The following is a 15,909-nucleotide window of genomic DNA, read 5'->3' on the forward strand; positions in this document are numbered from 1 at the left end:
TTTCGGTGTCAGGGGCTGACTCACCATGCGTTTGACCACCAAAGGCCGCTATGCGGTCACTGCCATGCTCGATCTGGCTTTGCACGAAGCTCAGGGTCCGATCAGCCTGGCGGATATTTCGGTTCGTCAGGGTATTTCGTTGTCATACCTTGAGCAACTGTTCTCGAGGCTAAGACGAGACCAACTGGTCAAGAGTGTGCGTGGCCCGGGCGGCGGTTACCAGTTGGCCAGGCCGGCTGCGGAGATCTCTGTAGCGAGCGTGGTCGATGCCGTCAGCGAATCAATGGATGCCACACGCTGCCAGGGCAAGGGCGACTGCCAGGGTGGTGATATCTGCCTGACCCACCATCTTTGGGAAGACCTGAGTGGGCAAATTCATCAGTTTCTCAGCGATATCAGTCTGGGCGACCTGGTGGCGCGTAAGGACATCCAGTCCGTGCGTCAGCGCCAGGATGAATACCAGTGGCATCAGGACAACCAGATTGAACTGAGTCGGATCAACTGAGCCGGCAATGATGACAGGTGGCAGAGGTCAAACAGCGGTCATGCGCAAGCCCGTGTATCTCGATTATGCAGCAACCACGCCGGTTGATCCGGCTGTAGCCGAGCGCATGGCCGAGTGTCTGACGCTTGAAGGGCGGTTTGCCAACCCTGCGTCCCGCTCGCACCTTTACGGCTGGCAGGCAGAAGAAGCGGTCGAACTGGCCCGTCTGCAGGTGGCAGAGCTGATCAATGCCGAAGGTCGCGAACTGGTCTGGACCAGCGGCGCGACCGAGTCGGACAACTTGGCGCTGAAAGGCATGATGCAAGCCTCCGGCAGCGGCCATCTGGTGGTATCGGCGATTGAACACAAGGCCGTGCTGGATGCGGCAGATTGGCTGGAGAAGCAGGGTTATGCGGTGACCCGGCTGACGCCTGACAGTACTGGTCAGATCAGCGTTGATTCCGTGGCTGCAGCGCTGCGGGACGACACCCGTCTGGTCAGCATCATGCAGGTCAACAACGAGGTCGGCACGCTCAATGATGTGGCGGCCATCGGTGCTCTGTGTCGTGACCGAGGCGTGGCATTTCATGTGGATGCCGTCCAGGCCGCGGGCAGAGTCGCCATTGATGTGCAGGCGATGAACATTGATCTGTTGTCACTGTCCGCGCACAAGATGTATGGCCCCAAAGGCATCGGGGTGCTCTATGTGCGTCGTGGTCTGTCTCCGCGCCCGGCCGCGCAGATCCATGGCGGTGGCCATGAGCAGGGTTTGCGCTCCGGTACCCTGGCGACCCATCAGTGTGTGGGCATGGGAGCGGCTGCCGAGTTGGCGCGACAGCGCCTGGTCAACGAGCCGGCTGCGATAGCGGCCCTGCGGGACCGGCTCTGGGACGGTATTCGTGATCTGCCCGGTGTGCGCCTGAATGGTCATCCTGAATACAGGTCCTGCAGTCATCTGAATGTGGGTTTTGCCGGGCAGGATGGTGAGACTCTGCTGATGGCCCTGAGGGAACTGGCAGTATCAACCGGTTCTGCCTGTACCTCGGCCACGTTGGAACCGAGTTTCGTGCTGCGTGCCATGGGTGTGCCTGATGCGCTGGCGCATTCATCCCTGCGCTTCAGTCTGGGGCGGTTTACCACTGAAGAAGAAATTGATCACGCCATCGGACATGTCTGTCAGGTGGTGACGAGTCTGAGTCAAGCGACAGCCTGAGCGCTGTCAGAGTGAGGAAAACATGTCCGAACAGGTCGACAATCTGATCAGGAAAGAATATGCCGCGGGCTTCCATACCCTGATCGACGCGGATACATTGCCACCGGGTCTCAACGAAGACGTGGTGCGCTTCATCTCGGCCAAGAAGGGCGAGCCGGACTGGATGACGGAATGGCGTTTGAAAGCCTACCGGGCCTGGACAGAGATGGCAGAACCCGACTGGGCCAAGGTCAAGTATCCGCCGATAGATTTCCAGAAGATCTCCTACTACTCGGCGCCCAAGAGCATGGATGACAAGCCCCAGAGTCTGGACGAGGTTGATCCGGAGCTGTTGGCCACTTATGAAAAGCTCGGCATCCCCTTGCACGAACAGGAAATGCTGGCTGGCGTCGCGGTCGATGCGGTGTTCGATTCTGTCTCGGTGGTGACTACCTTCCGCAAGAAACTGTGGGAAGCCGGAGTGATCTTCTGTCCGATCAGTGAAGCGGTGCACGACTACCCGGAACTGGTGAAAAAGTATCTGGGCTCGGTCGTCCCGCAGAAAGACAACTATTTCGCGGCCCTGAACTCGGCAGTCTTTTCGGATGGTTCCTTCGTCTACATTCCCAAAGGCGTGCGGTGCCCGATGGAATTGTCGACTTATTTCCGCATCAACGAGATGAACACCGGCCAGTTCGAGCGCACCTTGATTGTGGCCGAAGAGGGCAGCCACGTCAGCTATCTGGAAGGCTGTACCGCACCCATGCGGGATGAAAATCAGCTGCATGCCGCCGTTGTTGAACTGGTTGCGCTGGACAATGCCGAGATCAAGTATTCAACCGTGCAGAACTGGTATCCCGGCGATGCCGAAGGCAAAGGCGGGATCTACAACTTTGTGACCAAGCGTGGCATCTGCCATACCAACGCCAAGATATCCTGGACCCAGGTAGAGACCGGCTCTGCCGTCACCTGGAAATACCCGAGCTGCATTCTGAAGGGTGATAACAGTGTCGGCGAGTTCTACTCGGTGGCACTGACCAACAACTACCAGCAGGCAGACACCGGCACCAAGATGATCCATCTGGGCAAGAACACCCGCTCGACGATCATTGCCAAGGGTATTTCCGCCGGCAAGAGCGACAGCTCTTATCGTGGTCTTGTGCGCATCAACGCAGGGGCTGAAGGCGCCCGCAACTTCACCCAGTGTGATTCACTGCTGATTGGCGACCAGTGTGGCGCCCATACTTTCCCTTATATCGAAAGCCGCAACCCATCGGCCATTGTCGAGCACGAGGCAACAACATCCCGGGTCAGTGATGACCAGATGTTCCTCTGCCAGCAACGGGGTCTGGATGCGGAAAAAGCGGTCTCGATGATCGTGAACGGTTTCTGTCGAGAAGTATTCCGGGAGCTGCCGATGGAGTTTGCTGTCGAGGCTGGCAAATTGCTGGAAGTGAGCCTTGAGGGCAGCGTCGGCTGATCCTGATCAAGAATTGTATTACTGGAATAGAGTTTATGCTGTCTATCAAGAATCTGAGTGCCACCGTTGGCGACACCACCATTCTGCGCGACCTCAGCCTGTCGGTTAAGCCGGGTGAGGTGCATGCCATCATGGGCCCGAACGGCGCCGGCAAAAGCACGCTGGGCAATATTCTGACCGGCCGTGAGGGCTATGATGTCACCGGCGGCAGTGTCGAATTTGACGGCAAGAACCTGCTGGAACTGGATACCGAGGAGCGGGCCCGTGAAGGCATTTTCCTGGCCTTTCAATACCCGGTCGAAATCCCCGGGGTCAGTAACATGGAATTCCTGAAAGCTGCGGTGGACGCCAAACGGGCGCATCACGGGCAGGAAGAGCTGTCGTCTGTCGAATTCATGAAGCTGGCCCGTGAAACCTGCAAGCAGGTGCGCATGGATCAGGCGTTCCTCAAGCGCGGGGTTAACGAAGGCTTTTCCGGGGGCGAGAAGAAGCGCAACGAGATCCTGCAGATGATGCTGCTGGAGCCGCGCCTGTGCATTCTTGACGAGACCGATTCCGGCCTGGACATCGATGCCTTGCAGTCGGTGTCTGATGGCGTCAATGCGATGCGCACCGCCGATCGCGGGTTCATAGTGGTCACCCACTATCAGCGCCTGCTGGATTATATCGAACCTGATTTTGTGCATGTGCTGGCCAAGGGCAGGATCGTCAAGTCTGGCACCAAGGAGCTGGCGAAAGAGCTGGAGGCCAAAGGTTACGGTTGGCTGGACAGCGAGGTGGCCTGAGTCATGAGCGAATTTCAGCAACAGGCCCTGGAGTTGGCCCGACAGCAGCAGGCGCCCGACTGGCTAGCGCCGCTGCGCACCTCGGGTGCCGATCAGTGGGCACAAGCAGCCTGGCCAACGCGGCGCACGGAACAGTGGAAATATACGCCACTGATTCCGCTGCAGAAGACTTGGTTCAACCGCTGGGGCGAGCCTGATCTGGCGCAGGCCGGCAGTATCGACTGGATAGATCCGGAGGCCAGTCGCCTGGTCTTCGTCAATGGTCGCTTTGCTGCAGACCTGTCGTCGAATGACCTGCCGGCAGAAGTGGTTCGCTTTGCCGAAGCGGGTCCCGAGCAACGGGCCCTGATCGAGCAGCATCTTGGACAGGTCGTGGACAGTGAGCGGCATCTGTTTGCAGCCTTGAGCAATGCCTGGACAGATGATGGCGTGCTGCTGCATGTGCCGGCTGGGCAGCAGCTCTCCGGGCCCTTGTATGTGGTGCATGTGTCAACGCCGGAAGCCGAGCCGACGCCGGCTGGCCAACGCCTGCTGATTGTGCTGGACAGCGGCGCGCAAGCCAGCGTTGTCGAGCACTTTGCCTCGACGGCCGACAGCCAAAGCGGCTTCGTGAACAGCCTGACTGAAGTGGTGGTGGGCGATAATGCCCGTTTCCGGCACTGCCGTGTGCACCTGGAGCAGGAAGACCTGATTCATGTCGGTGGCGTGCACGTCAATCTGGGGCGGGCTTCGCACATGAACGGCTTTACCCTGGCGCAGGGCAGCCGACTGAAGCGTATCGACTATCAGATCAATCATCGGGGTGAAGGTGCCGAACTGGTGCTCAATGGCATCTACCTGCCGCGCAACCGGCAACTGGTCGACTACCACACCAATGTCGAGCACTGTGTGCCGCACTGCACCACCAGCGAAACCTTCCGTGGCATCATTGGCGATTCGTCCCGGGCTGTCTTCAACGGTCGCATCCATATTCACCCGGATGCCCAGAAGACGTTGGCGGAACTCAGCAACAAGAACCTGCTGACCTCGGATCGGGCCGAAGTGGACACCAAACCGGAACTGGAAATCTATGCCGATGATGTGCGCTGTGCGCACGGTGCCACAGTCAGTCAGCTTGATCCAACGGCGCTCTACTATCTGCAGAGCCGGGGCATTTCCCGACTGGAAGCGGAAGTCATGCTCAGTTTCGGTTTTATCAACGAATTGCTGCGCGAGGCGCCGGAGCCCGCGCTGCAGGCCTGGTTGCGTCGTCATCTGAATGTGCTGCTGGGTCGCCCGGAACAACTGACGCGGCATCTGGACACCGGCATCGAGGATTCTCTGTCATGACCCAGGCAGCCACTCGAGACACAGCCGCTGCGCCGAACAAGGCGCCATTCGATGTCGAGAAGGTGCGGCTGGACTTCCCCATTCTGCAACAGCAGGTGCACGGGCAGCCTCTGGTCTATCTTGATAACGCCGCCACCACGCAGAAGCCGCGGGCGGTGATTCAGGCACTGGTGGACTATTATGAAGGCTACAACAGCAATGTGCATCGTGCCGCGCATGCGCTGAGTGACCGGGCGACGCAGGCGTTTGAAGGCGCCCGCGACAAGGTCGGCCGGTTCCTGCAGGTGGCCGACCGCCGGGAGATCATCTGGACCAGTGGTGTCACCGAGGGCATCAACCTGGTGGCGCAAAGCTGGGGCCGGCAGAATCTCCGCGCTGGCGACCGGGTACTGGTGTCTGCCATGGAGCATCACTCCAATATCGTGCCCTGGCAGATGGTAGCCGAACCTCTGGGCGCCACAGTGGAGCCCATTCCGGTCGACGAAACCGGTACCCTTGACCTCGAAGCCTTCCATGCCATGCTGGATGATCGGGTACGCATGGTGTCGGTTGGCCATGTATCCAATGCGCTGGGCTCGGTCAATCCGGTAGCAGAGATCATTGAAGCCGCCCACCGAGTCGGCGCGCTGACACTGATCGACGGCGCTCAGGCCGTGGGACATTTTCCGGTTGACGTGCAGACACTGGGCTGTGACTTCTACGCCGTGTCGGCGCACAAGTTGTTCGGCCCTACCGGCATCGGTGCCCTTTACGGACGCCTGAGCCTGCTGGAAAGCATGACACCCTGGCAAGGCGGCGGAGAAATGATCGAGACCGTGAGTTTTGCCGGGACTACCTACGGCGGTGTGCCGCACAAGTTCGAAGCCGGTACGCCCAATATTGCCGATGCCATCGCCTTCGGTGCGGCGATCGACTATCTGAATGCGCTGGATCGTGCCGGCGCGCAACGCCACGAAGATGAGCTGCTGGCCTATGCCGAGCAGCGCGCTGCAGGCACGGAAGGGCTGCGCCTGGTGGGCACCGCGATCGACAAAACCGGCGTCATGAGTTTTCTGGTTGAGGGTACGCATCCTGCAGACCTGGGTTTCCTGCTGGATCAGCAGGGTGTAGCCGTGCGCACTGGCCATCACTGTGCCCAGCCGATCATGGATCAGTTTGGCATTCCGGGGACGGTAAGGGCCAGTCTGGCCTTCTACAATACCCGGGATGATATAGATCGCCTGTTCGCGGCCCTGGACAAGGCCCGGCAGTTGTTTTGATAACCGAAAAGAGGAGGTTGTCATGAGTGTGGAATCATTCAGCCCGGCCACGCAGGTGGTGCGGGTTACCTCGGCGGCAGTGGCGCATTTCCAGCGTCAGCTGGCCACCGCAGAGGATGCTCGGGCAGTCCGCCTGAGTGTCAAGGAGAGCGGCTGTACCGGGTTCATGTATGTGGTTGACCTGGTCAACGAAGGTGCGGCAGACGATCTTCATTTCGCGCTGGACGAGGGCGTCACGCTCTACGTGGACAGCAAGCACCTGGCCATTCTGGCCGGCACCGAGGTGGACTATGTGCAGGAGGGGGTCAATCGCCAGTTGCGGTTCAACAATCCCAATGCACAGGACTACTGCGGCTGCGGCGAAAGTTTCAACGTAGCCAGTGCCGGCTGACCGCCGTCCGAATCATCATTGAGGGTTTCCCATGGAAAGACGTATGGTCGCCGTGCTGGAAGACTGTCCGGCCCGCCGTGTGCCGGACGGTACTCCGCTGACCATTCCGAAAGACACATTCGTGACCATAACGCAGTCGCTGGGCGGCAACTACACTCTGACCTGGAACGGTCAGATGGTTCGGGTGGATGGCACCGATGCCGCCGCCATCGGCCAGCAGCCGGCCAAACTCGAGTTCACGCCGCCAGCAGACGGGCAGATCAGTGAAGCTCAGGTATGGGAGGCGCTGGGGACCGTGTATGATCCGGAAATCCCGGTTGATCTGGTCAATCTGGGCCTGATCTATCGAGTCGACATTGATCAGGCAACCCGGCGCGTCACCATCGACATGACGCTGACCGCCCCCGGGTGCGGCATGGGCCCGGTGCTGGTCGGCGATGTGGAGTATCGGGTGGCCATGGTTCCGCATGTGGAGCAGGTAGCGGTTGAGCTGGTTTTCGACCCGCCCTGGAATCGGGACATGATGAGTGAAGAAGCCCAGCTCGAGACGGGCATGTTCTTCTGAACAGAGCAAAGAGACAGGCAATGGCAGAGTTTGGCAAAGACATTACCGCAGAAGATATCATCGAGACCCTGTCGTTCTTTGACAGCTGGGAGGAGCGGTACAAGTATATCATCGACCTGGGCCGCGAACTGCCGCCGCTGGCAGACGCGCATCGTACCGAGTCCAACCTGGTACGAGGTTGTCAGAGCCAGGTCTGGCTGGTGCATGAGCTGGCCGATGAACGGCTGCAGTTTGCTGCTGACAGCGATGCACACATAGTGCGTGGCCTGCTGGGCGTTGTACTGGCGGCCTACAATGACAAGACACCGGCGGAAATCCGCCAGTTCGACATTGATGCCTATTTTGATGAGCTCAACCTGCTCAAGCACCTCAGTCCAACCCGTGGCAATGGCCTGCGGGCCATGGTGGGGCGCATCAGAGCCACTGCCGAGGCGGCTTGACAGCACTTCACTATGGCACAGGATCCCATTCAATCAGTGCAGGCCAACCTGCTGCTCGGCTTTCTGGGGGTCGGTAAGACCTCAGCCATCCGGCACCTGATTGGTCATCGCCCTCAGGATGAGCGCTGGGCCGTGCTGGTCAACGAGTTTGGCGAAATCGGCGTCGATGCGACACTGATCGGCGATACCGGCATTGCCGTTAAACAGATACCCGGCGGGTGCATGTGCTGTGCGGCCGGCCCGGTCACTCGTGTTGCCCTCAATGCGCTGCTGCGCCAGGAGCGTCCGGACCGGTTGCTGATCGAGCCCAGTGGCCTGGGCCACCCTGCCGACATTATCCGACTGCTGCAGGCTCCCGAGTATCAGACAGTGCTTGAACTGGGTGCAGTCATAACGCTGCTCGATCCGCGTCATGTGATACAGAAACGGTATCAGGACCACCCGTTGTTCAACGATCAGATCAGGGTGGCCGATCATTGGCTGTTCAACAAGACAGACCTGTGTTCACCGGAGATTCTGGACCAGGCTGAGGCCTGGGTTCGCGGTCACTCAGGGGCGCAAGCCGCGGCTGACCGTGCTCCACTGCCTCGTATTACACAGGGGCAGATGCCGGTCCAGTTGCTGTATTCTCCGCGTTTACCAAGTACCATCGAGTCCGACGCTCTCGGGCCAGCTGCGACGAGGCCAGCGCCCCTGGCGCTGCCAACCCTTGATTGGCGCTCGGTACCCCAGGCACCGGAGCCCGGGCACTGGGTTGCCGCAAGTCACAGCGCGGATGGCTTCCACAGTCTGGGCTGGCGCATCAGTGCCCGTGAGCACTGGCAGTCTGAGCAGTTGCTGGAGGCCCTTTACAGCCTCGATTGCCTGCGCATCAAGGGTGTTGTAAAGAGTGAATCCGGCTGGCTCTGGTTCAATCTGGCCGAAGGCGAATTGTCCGCCGGGAATTGCGGCGAGCAAACCGAAAGCATCATTGAACTGATCCATGACGAACCGCTCAACTGCGACCGCATCCGTGCGCAGCTCGAATCCTGCCGGCGAGCCATGGCACTGTGAAGCCGTTGGCCATCGTTTTTGTCTGGCGGGTTTAAACAGGGGGCGACAAACGCCGAGCCAAGATATAAAATGCGCGCCCCATTTTGAAAAGTGCCCGCAACAGGGCAGGTTGTGCATGCAGGTAGCCATTCAGAATCTTACTGCGCAAGAGACACTGCCGATACGGCAGACGGTTTTTGCGCCGGACCAGCCACAGAGTCAGAGTGTGGTGCCGGATGATGAGTCCGGACAGCATTTCGGGTTGCTTGTTGATGGGCGACTGGTGGGCGTGGCATCACTGTTTATCGATGGTGATCGGGCCCGGCTGCGCAAGCTGGCCGTACTGGGCGACTTCCGGCAGTTGGGGCTTGGCACCCGCCTGATAAGGCAGGTCATGGACAAAGCTCTGGAAGCGAAGGTGCAGACCCTTTGGTGTCGCATTCGCGAACCATCGCTGCCGTTCTATGAGCGGTTCGGTTTCACCATGGTGCCGGAATCCCGGCATCAGAAGGGCAGCCTGACCTACTGCCATATAGAACTTTCCCTGGGCAAAAAATAACCAGATTGACTGATCTACCGGCGGATTCACACGTACAATCAACAGTGTGGGTTATCCCCGGGAGGGTGGTCTGATGTCTGTGTTCAAGCGCTGCCTCTTACTGTGTGTCGTCTGTCTGGCCACACCATGGGTGATGGCCCAGTCTCTGGCCGATGCCGAAGTTGTGATTCGAGACCAGATTGAAGCTTTTGGCGACGGCGATGCCGAGCGCGCCTACTCCCATGCATCGGACGGCATCCGAGCGCAGTTTGATACGCCTGAATTTTTTGTCGCCATGGTACGCAGTCAGTACGACGCACTCTACAACCCACGCCAACTGTCTTTTGCCGAACCGATGCGCGTGTCCGATGAGCGGATGCATCAGGAGGTTCTGGTTCTGGACCGCAGCGGTCAGAACTGGCGAGCTGTGTACAGTCTGGTGGCGGTTGAGGGGCGCTGGCGCATAGAGGGCGTGGTAATGCGTTCGGCGTCGAGACAGGCGGTCTGAGAGCCAGTGACGGCGTGCTGCGCAACAACCAGTTTTCCTGGACCAAGAGCGATCAGAAGCAAGGCTTTTTGTTCAGGTTCCCCAGCCAGCCTCCCCGGCTGGCTTTTTTTGGCCAGCAGCTCAGGTTTTCACCACGGAGACCCATTCGTGCTATAAGTGTTGAGAGGTTCCTTCAATAGAGGGCTGAGTGTATGAGTTTTCGGGTAATGCGACTGACCAAGAGTGGCCTGCCAGTGGCCTGGATTCCATGGCAGGAAGCTGCGGTGCTTTATGTGCGCGGCCAGGTACTCTGGACTCTTGGCGAAAACCCGCTGACGGTCCACGGTGGGTTCAACCGCCTGGGCGAGCAGTCCGTGCTCGATATAGCGCCCATTGTCGCTTGCGACGGAGATCACCCTACCGATGGCATTGTACCGGCCCTGACCAACCCGATTCTGTTCCGACGCGATCAGCAACGTTGTCTCTACTGCGGTAACCGTTTCCCGGTCAGAGAGTTGACGCGGGATCATGTAGTACCCCGCGTGCAGGGTGGCCGGGATGTCTGGACCAATGTGGTGACCGCCTGCCGGCGCTGCAATCAGGCCAAAGGGGGGCGCACGCCCGAACAGGCCAGCCTCAAGCTGCTGGCGGTGCCTTTCCGGCCCAATATCTTCGAGTTCATGTATCTGGCAAACCGCCATATACGGGGCGATCAGATGGACTATCTGAGCCGTCGTTTTGGCGATCACCTGAAGCACCCTGCGAGGCAGCCGATGGATGCTCCGGATGACCTCTCACTGTCCGGATGAAATCAGCGTAATACCGACACTGATGTTGAGTCCGCTCAGTGCCTCATCCTGTGACACCATATACCCCACTTCAGTGTTCAGGCGCAGGTTTTGATGCAGCGGGGTAGGCGCATTGACCGACATGAAGAGGTTGGTGCCCAGCGCGTCGGTCCAGACCGCGTCGACCCCGTAGAAAAAGCTTTCCGAACGGTTGACCGCGCCCATCAGGCCGGCAGCAAACCAGGCGGTATCCAGGTAGCCCATGGTAACCCGGTAATACACATCGAAGTTCTGCTGGCTGGCAAAACGCAGCCCAAGTGTATAAGCCTGCGTGGTTTCATTGTCGGTCAGGCCCAGTGAATTGAAACCCAGGTTCACCATTACATCGCCACGCCTGCTGACCTCTTCGATGGCATCTCCGGGCTCTATCAGACCGCGCGCCAGATCGAAATGGTCGGAGCGCAGCACACGGCCCCGGGCATGGTTTTCACTGACCTGGGTAATGCGCACCCGGCCGATCTCTACCCTGAAGGCATCACTGTCGCCGATCTCTTCCAGGTCCTTGTAGACAGCGAACTCGTCGCCGACGCTGATGCCGGCACGATAACCCAGGCTAATGGCCACCTCGTCATTGAGCTTGGCCAGAATCTGTCCCTGATAGTCATCTGCACTGCCGGGCAGTCTCTCCGCCCACTGGTCTTCGGCGATGCTGCGCTGGCCGAGCAGAATATCGGCCACCGCATAGACATTGGTGACTTCGCGCACCACCACAATACCCGTGTGGTCGTCCAGGTAGCCATACTGGTCACCGCTGCTGGTGGAGAGGGGCTCGCCTTGTCCGAAAATCCGATAGACATCACCCGGACGCACATTGGCACTGCGGCCCAGGTCAAACCAGACCCGCTGGCCGCTGATCCGCACCACGCGGCCCAGTTCGCCGAAATGACGTTTCAGGTCCCGTTCCAGCTCATACTCGATCTGCGCCAGCAGACCTTCCGACGTCTGATAGTCAAACTCCAGCGTGCGGGCCAGGGTCACCTCACCACCGACGGCATTGATGAACTCGACGTGCAGCCGGGCGGTGCGCGTGCTGGACAGGCGGCGGCGTTCTGTCGTCGTCAACTCTGCCGTCACGACCACCGGCAGCCTTGATGAAGCCGAGCTGGACAGCATCTGGCGGCGCTTGTCCGGGTCCGTCCAGTCCAGGTCCGGGCGGATCCAACTGACCTCGAAGTCATCAAGGGCATCAATCGCGGATTGCGTGACTCGGCGGAAGGTCGCTTCCTGCTGGCGCAGGTCTCCGCTTGCCCGGGTGGCCAACAGGACATTGGCGTCATCATCAGCTGCAGCAGGAGCGGACAGTGCCAGAAGCAGAGTGAAAAAAAGAAGCGTACTGGATACTACTGGGCGCATGGGCGCTTCATCCTTATATCGGATTTACAGGTTCATGACCTTTATTTAGTCGATGGGTTGCTGTCTGGCAAGGCAAACTGCCGCGCAGGCTGCAAAAAACCTGCAATCCGCATGGAGTCGGGGCGACCTGAACGGTATAATTCGCGCTCTCGATTTTTTACTTACCCCAAGGACTAGACAGATATGGCGATTGAGCAGACATTTTCCATCGTTAAACCCGACGCAGTCGGCAAAAACGTCATCGGCGAAATCTACAGCCGCTTTGAAAAAGCGGGTCTGAAAATTGTTGCAGCCAAAATGCTTTATCTCAGTGAAGAAAAGGCTGGCGAATTCTATGCCGAACACCGTGAGCGCCCGTTCTTCAAGGACCTGGTGTCCTTCATGACCTCTGGCCCGATCATGGTACAGGTGCTGGAAGGCGAGAATGCCGTTGCACTCAACCGCGACATCATGGGTGCGACCAACCCCAAAGAAGCGGCACCGGGTACGATCCGCGCGGATTTTGCTGAAGAAGTGTCCGCCAACGCGGTCCATGGTTCCGATGCCCCTGAATCGGCGCGCCGGGAAATCGGCATCTTCTTCACTGCGGACGAAATTTTCAGTCGCAGCTGATCTGGCCCCAGTCCCGGAGCCAAAGGCTCCGGGCCGACTCATTGATAACGAACGGTATTTGACGTGGACAATAGTGGCATCAATCTGCTGGGCATGACCCGCAGCCAACTGGAAACCCTGTTTTCCGATATGGGTGAGAAGCCATTTCGTGCGCGTCAGGTACTCAAGTGGGTGCATGCCCGCGGCGTCAATGACATTGATCAGATGACCGACCTGTCCAAAGCGTTGCGCCAGCGTCTGCGCAGCGCTGCCGTGCTGGATGTGCCGGAGATCCTGTATGACAAGACCGCCAAAGACGGCACCCGCAAATGGCTGATGAAGATGGCCGGCGGGTCAGCGGTCGAGACCGTCTTTATCCCCGAGGCCAACCGCGGCACGCTCTGTGTTTCGTCTCAGATAGGCTGTGCACTGGACTGCTCTTTCTGCTCTACCGGCAAGCAGGGCTTCAACCGAGACCTGTCAGCGGCCGAGATCATCAGCCAGGTCTGGGTGGCTGCGAAGGCGCTGGAAGGCACAGAAGAGCGGCGTGAACGGCGCATCACCAATGTCGTGTTCATGGGCATGGGCGAGCCCCTGCTCAATTACGATGCTGTAATGGCCGCGATCAATCTGATGCTGGAGGACAACGCCTACGGCCTGTCCAAGCGCCGGGTGACATTGAGCACCTCAGGCGTTGTGCCGGCCATTCGGCAGATGGCAGAAGACACGGACTGCAGTCTCGCGCTCTCATTGCATGCCCCGAATGATGCCCTGCGTGACGAAATCGTCCCGCTGAACAAGAAGTACGGTATCGCCGAAACTCTGGCAGCCTGTAACGACTACCTGAGTCGGCTGGCTGACAAGCGCCGGCTGACGGTTGAATACACGCTGATCAATGGTGTCAATGATCACGCAGATCATGCCCGCGAGCTTGCAGATCTGCTGCGCCAGACGCCCTGCAAGATCAATCTTATTCCGTTCAACCCCTTCCCCAATTCCGGGTATGAGCGGCCGAGCAATAACCGCTGTCACCATTTCCGCGACCTGTTGCTGGCGGCCGGTTACAATGTCACCATTCGCAAAACACGCGGCGACGACATAGATGCTGCCTGTGGCCAGTTGGTGGGTCAGGTGCAGGACAAGACGCGACGTAGTGAACGTTTTATCAAGGCCGTTCAGATAGGCAGTACAGCGGCCGAAATTGCCAGTGCACGAACAGGAAGACTCTGAGCGATGAAGCACTCCCTGCAATCTCTGCTAGCCGGTTTGATGTTGATGGCGCTGATGGCTGGCTGTGCCAGTGTGGGCACTCAGGCCAGTCCTGAAGATTCGGAAACCGCACAACGCTACGTTGATATCGGGTTCAGGCATATTGAATTCGACAATCGACAGCAGGCCAGGCGCGCTTTTCGCGAGGCCATGTCACTGGACAGCAATGTGAGCGGATCCTATCTGGGTATGGCCATGGTCTATCAGGCAGAAGGTGAGCCGGAACTGGCTGAAGACTATTACCAACGCGCCCTGTCGATGAGTGATCAAACCGAATACCGGCACGCCTATGCGCAGTTCCTGTTTCGCCAGGGCCGGATTGAAGAGTCCGAGCAACGCTATCGGGAGGTAACCGGCGATCCGGACTATGTGAACCGGGGTGCCGCCTTCGAGGACCTCGCCGTGCTGAACCTCTTTCAGGGTGACCGGGAGTCAGCCAAGATACACTTTGATCGCGCCATTGTGCTGAACCGTATGCTGCCGATGCCCTATTGGCACCTGGCCAACCTGCACCTGTCGGAAGGCAATTACGATCGGGCCATGCAGTACTACGAAGGGTTCGAGAGTCTGGTCAGTGCCGATGTCATGGATCATACCGAAGACAGCCTTATTTTGGGCCTGCGGGTAACCGAAGCGGTGGAGCGCGAGGAAACCTATTCAGGGTTGCTGGAAATACTGCAGGATCGCTTCCCCGAGAGCCGATACCTCCGGAGTCGTGGGAATGAATAAACGGACGGTCTCTCCGATAAAACGCCGACCATCCCGACAGATCATGGTAGGTGATGTGCCTGTGGGTGGCGATGCACCCATTTCCGTGCAGAGCATGACCAACACTGAAACCACTGATGTTGCCGCCACTGTGGCCCAGATTCAGCGCCTTGAAGAAGCCGGTGCTGATCTGGTGCGCGTGTCCGTTCCCAGCATGGAGGCGGCCGAGGCGTTCGGCAAGATTCGCCAGCAGGTCGCGGTGCCGTTGATTGCCGATATTCATTTCGACCACAAGATTGCTCTGCGCGTTGCGGACCTTGGGGTGGACTGCCTGCGTATCAACCCAGGCAATATCGGCAAGGAAGAGCGGGTGCGTGCGGTGGTCGACAAGGCCCGCGACAAAGGCATACCCATTCGTATTGGTGTCAATGCCGGATCACTGGAAAAGCGTCTGCAGCGCAAGTACGGCGAGCCGACACCCGAGGCGCTGGTCGAGTCGGCACTCGACCATATCAATATTCTGGAGCGCCTCAACTTTCGCGACTTCAAGCTCAGTCTCAAGGCTTCGGATGTGTTCATGGCGGTGGCAGCCTATCGACTGATTGCCGACCAGATCGAGCAGCCACTGCACCTCGGCATTACCGAGGCGGGTGGATTGCGCTCAGGGACCGTCAAGTCATCGGTCGGGCTTGGCATGCTACTGATGGACGGCATTGGCGATACACTGCGCGTGTCTCTCGCCGCTGACCCCGTGGAAGAGGTCAAAGTCGGTTTCGACATACTGAAGAGTCTGCGTTTACGCAGTCGAGGCATTAATTTCATTGCCTGCCCCAGTTGCTCACGGCAGAATTTCGACGTCATAGGGACGATGAATCAGCTTGAAGAGCGCCTGGAAGATATACGTACGCCGTTGGATGTGGCCGTTATCGGTTGTATCGTCAACGGGCCCGGCGAAGCCAAAGAGGCTGACCTGGGGATCACCGGCGGCTCTCCCGCCAATCTGATCTATCTCAATGGACGGCCCAGCCGCAAGCTCAGCAATGACGATCTGCTCGATGAGTTCGAGCGCATGATCCGCGAGCGTGTTGCGCAGCAGCAGGCTGCAGACGAAGATGTCATCGTGCGCAGCGGGCAGGCGGACTAACGAAATCAGGGAAC

At 58.9% G+C, this 15,909-nt stretch carries 18 protein-coding genes; 17 read left to right on the plus strand and 1 reads right to left on the minus strand.

The window, feature by feature from the left end; all coding sequences use genetic code 11:
- The first annotated feature begins 25 nt into the window (after nt 1-25).
- From iscR to LAT62_RS01380, 13 genes are all read left to right on the plus strand, one after another.
- Nucleotides 26-505, plus strand: coding sequence for a Fe-S cluster assembly transcriptional regulator IscR (iscR, locus tag LAT62_RS01320; RefSeq protein ID WP_293377729.1), 480 nt, complete (start codon nt 26-28; stop codon nt 503-505).
- A gap of 40 nt (nt 506-545) precedes the next feature.
- On the plus strand, nt 546-1,697 hold the full coding sequence (locus LAT62_RS01325) for an aminotransferase class V-fold PLP-dependent enzyme (protein WP_293377732.1): 1,152 nt from the start codon (nt 546-548) through the stop codon (nt 1,695-1,697).
- A gap of 22 nt (nt 1,698-1,719) precedes the next feature.
- Nucleotides 1,720-3,156, plus strand: coding sequence for a Fe-S cluster assembly protein SufB (gene sufB, locus LAT62_RS01330; RefSeq protein WP_293377735.1), 1,437 nt, complete (start codon nt 1,720-1,722; stop codon nt 3,154-3,156).
- Nucleotides 3,157-3,191: 35 nt separating this feature from the next.
- Nucleotides 3,192-3,941: a Fe-S cluster assembly ATPase SufC gene (sufC, locus tag LAT62_RS01335; RefSeq protein ID WP_293377738.1), complete on the plus strand. Its 750-nt coding sequence runs from the start codon at nt 3,192-3,194 to the stop codon at nt 3,939-3,941.
- A gap of 3 nt (nt 3,942-3,944) precedes the next feature.
- The gene (gene sufD / locus LAT62_RS01340) at nt 3,945-5,270 is read left to right on the plus strand and encodes a Fe-S cluster assembly protein SufD (protein WP_293377741.1); all 1,326 of its coding nucleotides are present in this window, start codon (nt 3,945-3,947) and stop codon (nt 5,268-5,270) included.
- On the plus strand, nt 5,267-6,529 hold the full coding sequence (locus tag LAT62_RS01345; RefSeq protein WP_293377744.1) for an aminotransferase class V-fold PLP-dependent enzyme: 1,263 nt from the start codon (nt 5,267-5,269) through the stop codon (nt 6,527-6,529). Before sufD ends, LAT62_RS01345 begins: the two co-directional genes overlap by 4 nt.
- A 22-nt stretch (nt 6,530-6,551) precedes the next feature.
- The gene (locus LAT62_RS01350) at nt 6,552-6,920 is read left to right on the plus strand and encodes an iron-sulfur cluster assembly accessory protein (RefSeq protein WP_293377747.1); all 369 of its coding nucleotides are present in this window, start codon (nt 6,552-6,554) and stop codon (nt 6,918-6,920) included.
- A 31-nt stretch (nt 6,921-6,951) separates the two neighbouring features.
- Nucleotides 6,952-7,485 carry a putative Fe-S cluster assembly protein SufT gene (gene sufT, locus LAT62_RS01355; RefSeq protein WP_293377750.1) on the plus strand — a complete coding sequence of 178 codons (534 nt, stop codon included), beginning with the start codon at nt 6,952-6,954 and terminating at the stop codon, nt 7,483-7,485.
- 20 nt (nt 7,486-7,505) lie between these two features.
- Nucleotides 7,506-7,925, plus strand: a complete 420-nt coding sequence (locus LAT62_RS01360; protein ID WP_293377753.1) for a SufE family protein — start codon at nt 7,506-7,508, stop codon at nt 7,923-7,925.
- Between the two features lie 12 nt (nt 7,926-7,937).
- Nucleotides 7,938-8,978: a GTP-binding protein gene (locus tag LAT62_RS01365; RefSeq protein ID WP_293377756.1), complete on the plus strand. Its 1,041-nt coding sequence runs from the start codon at nt 7,938-7,940 to the stop codon at nt 8,976-8,978.
- 115 nt (nt 8,979-9,093) lie between these two features.
- A complete protein-coding gene (locus LAT62_RS01370; protein WP_293377759.1) occupies nt 9,094-9,516 on the plus strand; it encodes a GNAT family N-acetyltransferase in 423 nt (140 codons plus the stop codon).
- A gap of 73 nt (nt 9,517-9,589) precedes the next feature.
- Nucleotides 9,590-10,003 (plus strand): DUF4864 domain-containing protein, encoded by a 414-nt coding sequence (locus LAT62_RS01375; RefSeq protein ID WP_293377762.1) that lies wholly within the window; start codon nt 9,590-9,592, stop codon nt 10,001-10,003.
- Nucleotides 10,004-10,209: 206 nt separating this feature from the next.
- Complete coding sequence (locus LAT62_RS01380) at nt 10,210-10,791, plus strand: HNH endonuclease (protein WP_293377765.1); 582 nt, start codon at nt 10,210-10,212, stop codon at nt 10,789-10,791.
- Here the strand turns inward: LAT62_RS01380 and LAT62_RS01385 are convergent.
- A complete protein-coding gene (locus tag LAT62_RS01385) occupies nt 10,777-12,183 on the minus strand; it encodes a hypothetical protein (RefSeq protein WP_293377767.1) in 1,407 nt (468 codons plus the stop codon). The two genes, LAT62_RS01380 and LAT62_RS01385, sit on opposite strands and share 15 nt — an antisense overlap.
- A gap of 183 nt (nt 12,184-12,366) precedes the next feature.
- Between LAT62_RS01385 and ndk the strand changes: the two genes are divergently transcribed.
- The 4 genes from ndk to ispG all read left to right on the plus strand — a co-directional run bounded on the left by ndk (nt 12,367) and on the right by ispG (nt 15,895).
- Complete coding sequence (gene ndk, locus LAT62_RS01390) at nt 12,367-12,795, plus strand: nucleoside-diphosphate kinase (protein ID WP_293377770.1); 429 nt, start codon at nt 12,367-12,369, stop codon at nt 12,793-12,795.
- 63 nt (nt 12,796-12,858) lie between these two features.
- Complete coding sequence (gene rlmN / locus LAT62_RS01395) at nt 12,859-14,004, plus strand: 23S rRNA (adenine(2503)-C(2))-methyltransferase RlmN (RefSeq protein WP_293377773.1); 1,146 nt, start codon at nt 12,859-12,861, stop codon at nt 14,002-14,004.
- A gap of 3 nt (nt 14,005-14,007) precedes the next feature.
- Nucleotides 14,008-14,772, plus strand: coding sequence for a tetratricopeptide repeat protein (locus LAT62_RS01400; RefSeq protein ID WP_293377776.1), 765 nt, complete (start codon nt 14,008-14,010; stop codon nt 14,770-14,772).
- A complete protein-coding gene (gene ispG, locus LAT62_RS01405) occupies nt 14,765-15,895 on the plus strand; it encodes a flavodoxin-dependent (E)-4-hydroxy-3-methylbut-2-enyl-diphosphate synthase (protein WP_293377779.1) in 1,131 nt (376 codons plus the stop codon). The genes LAT62_RS01400 and ispG overlap by 8 nt, the downstream gene beginning before the upstream one ends.
- The last annotated feature ends 14 nt before the right edge of the window (nt 15,896-15,909 follow it).

The organism is Natronospirillum sp., from assembly GCF_022565775.1.
In the GTDB taxonomy this organism is placed as follows: domain Bacteria; phylum Pseudomonadota; class Gammaproteobacteria; order Pseudomonadales; family Natronospirillaceae; genus Natronospirillum.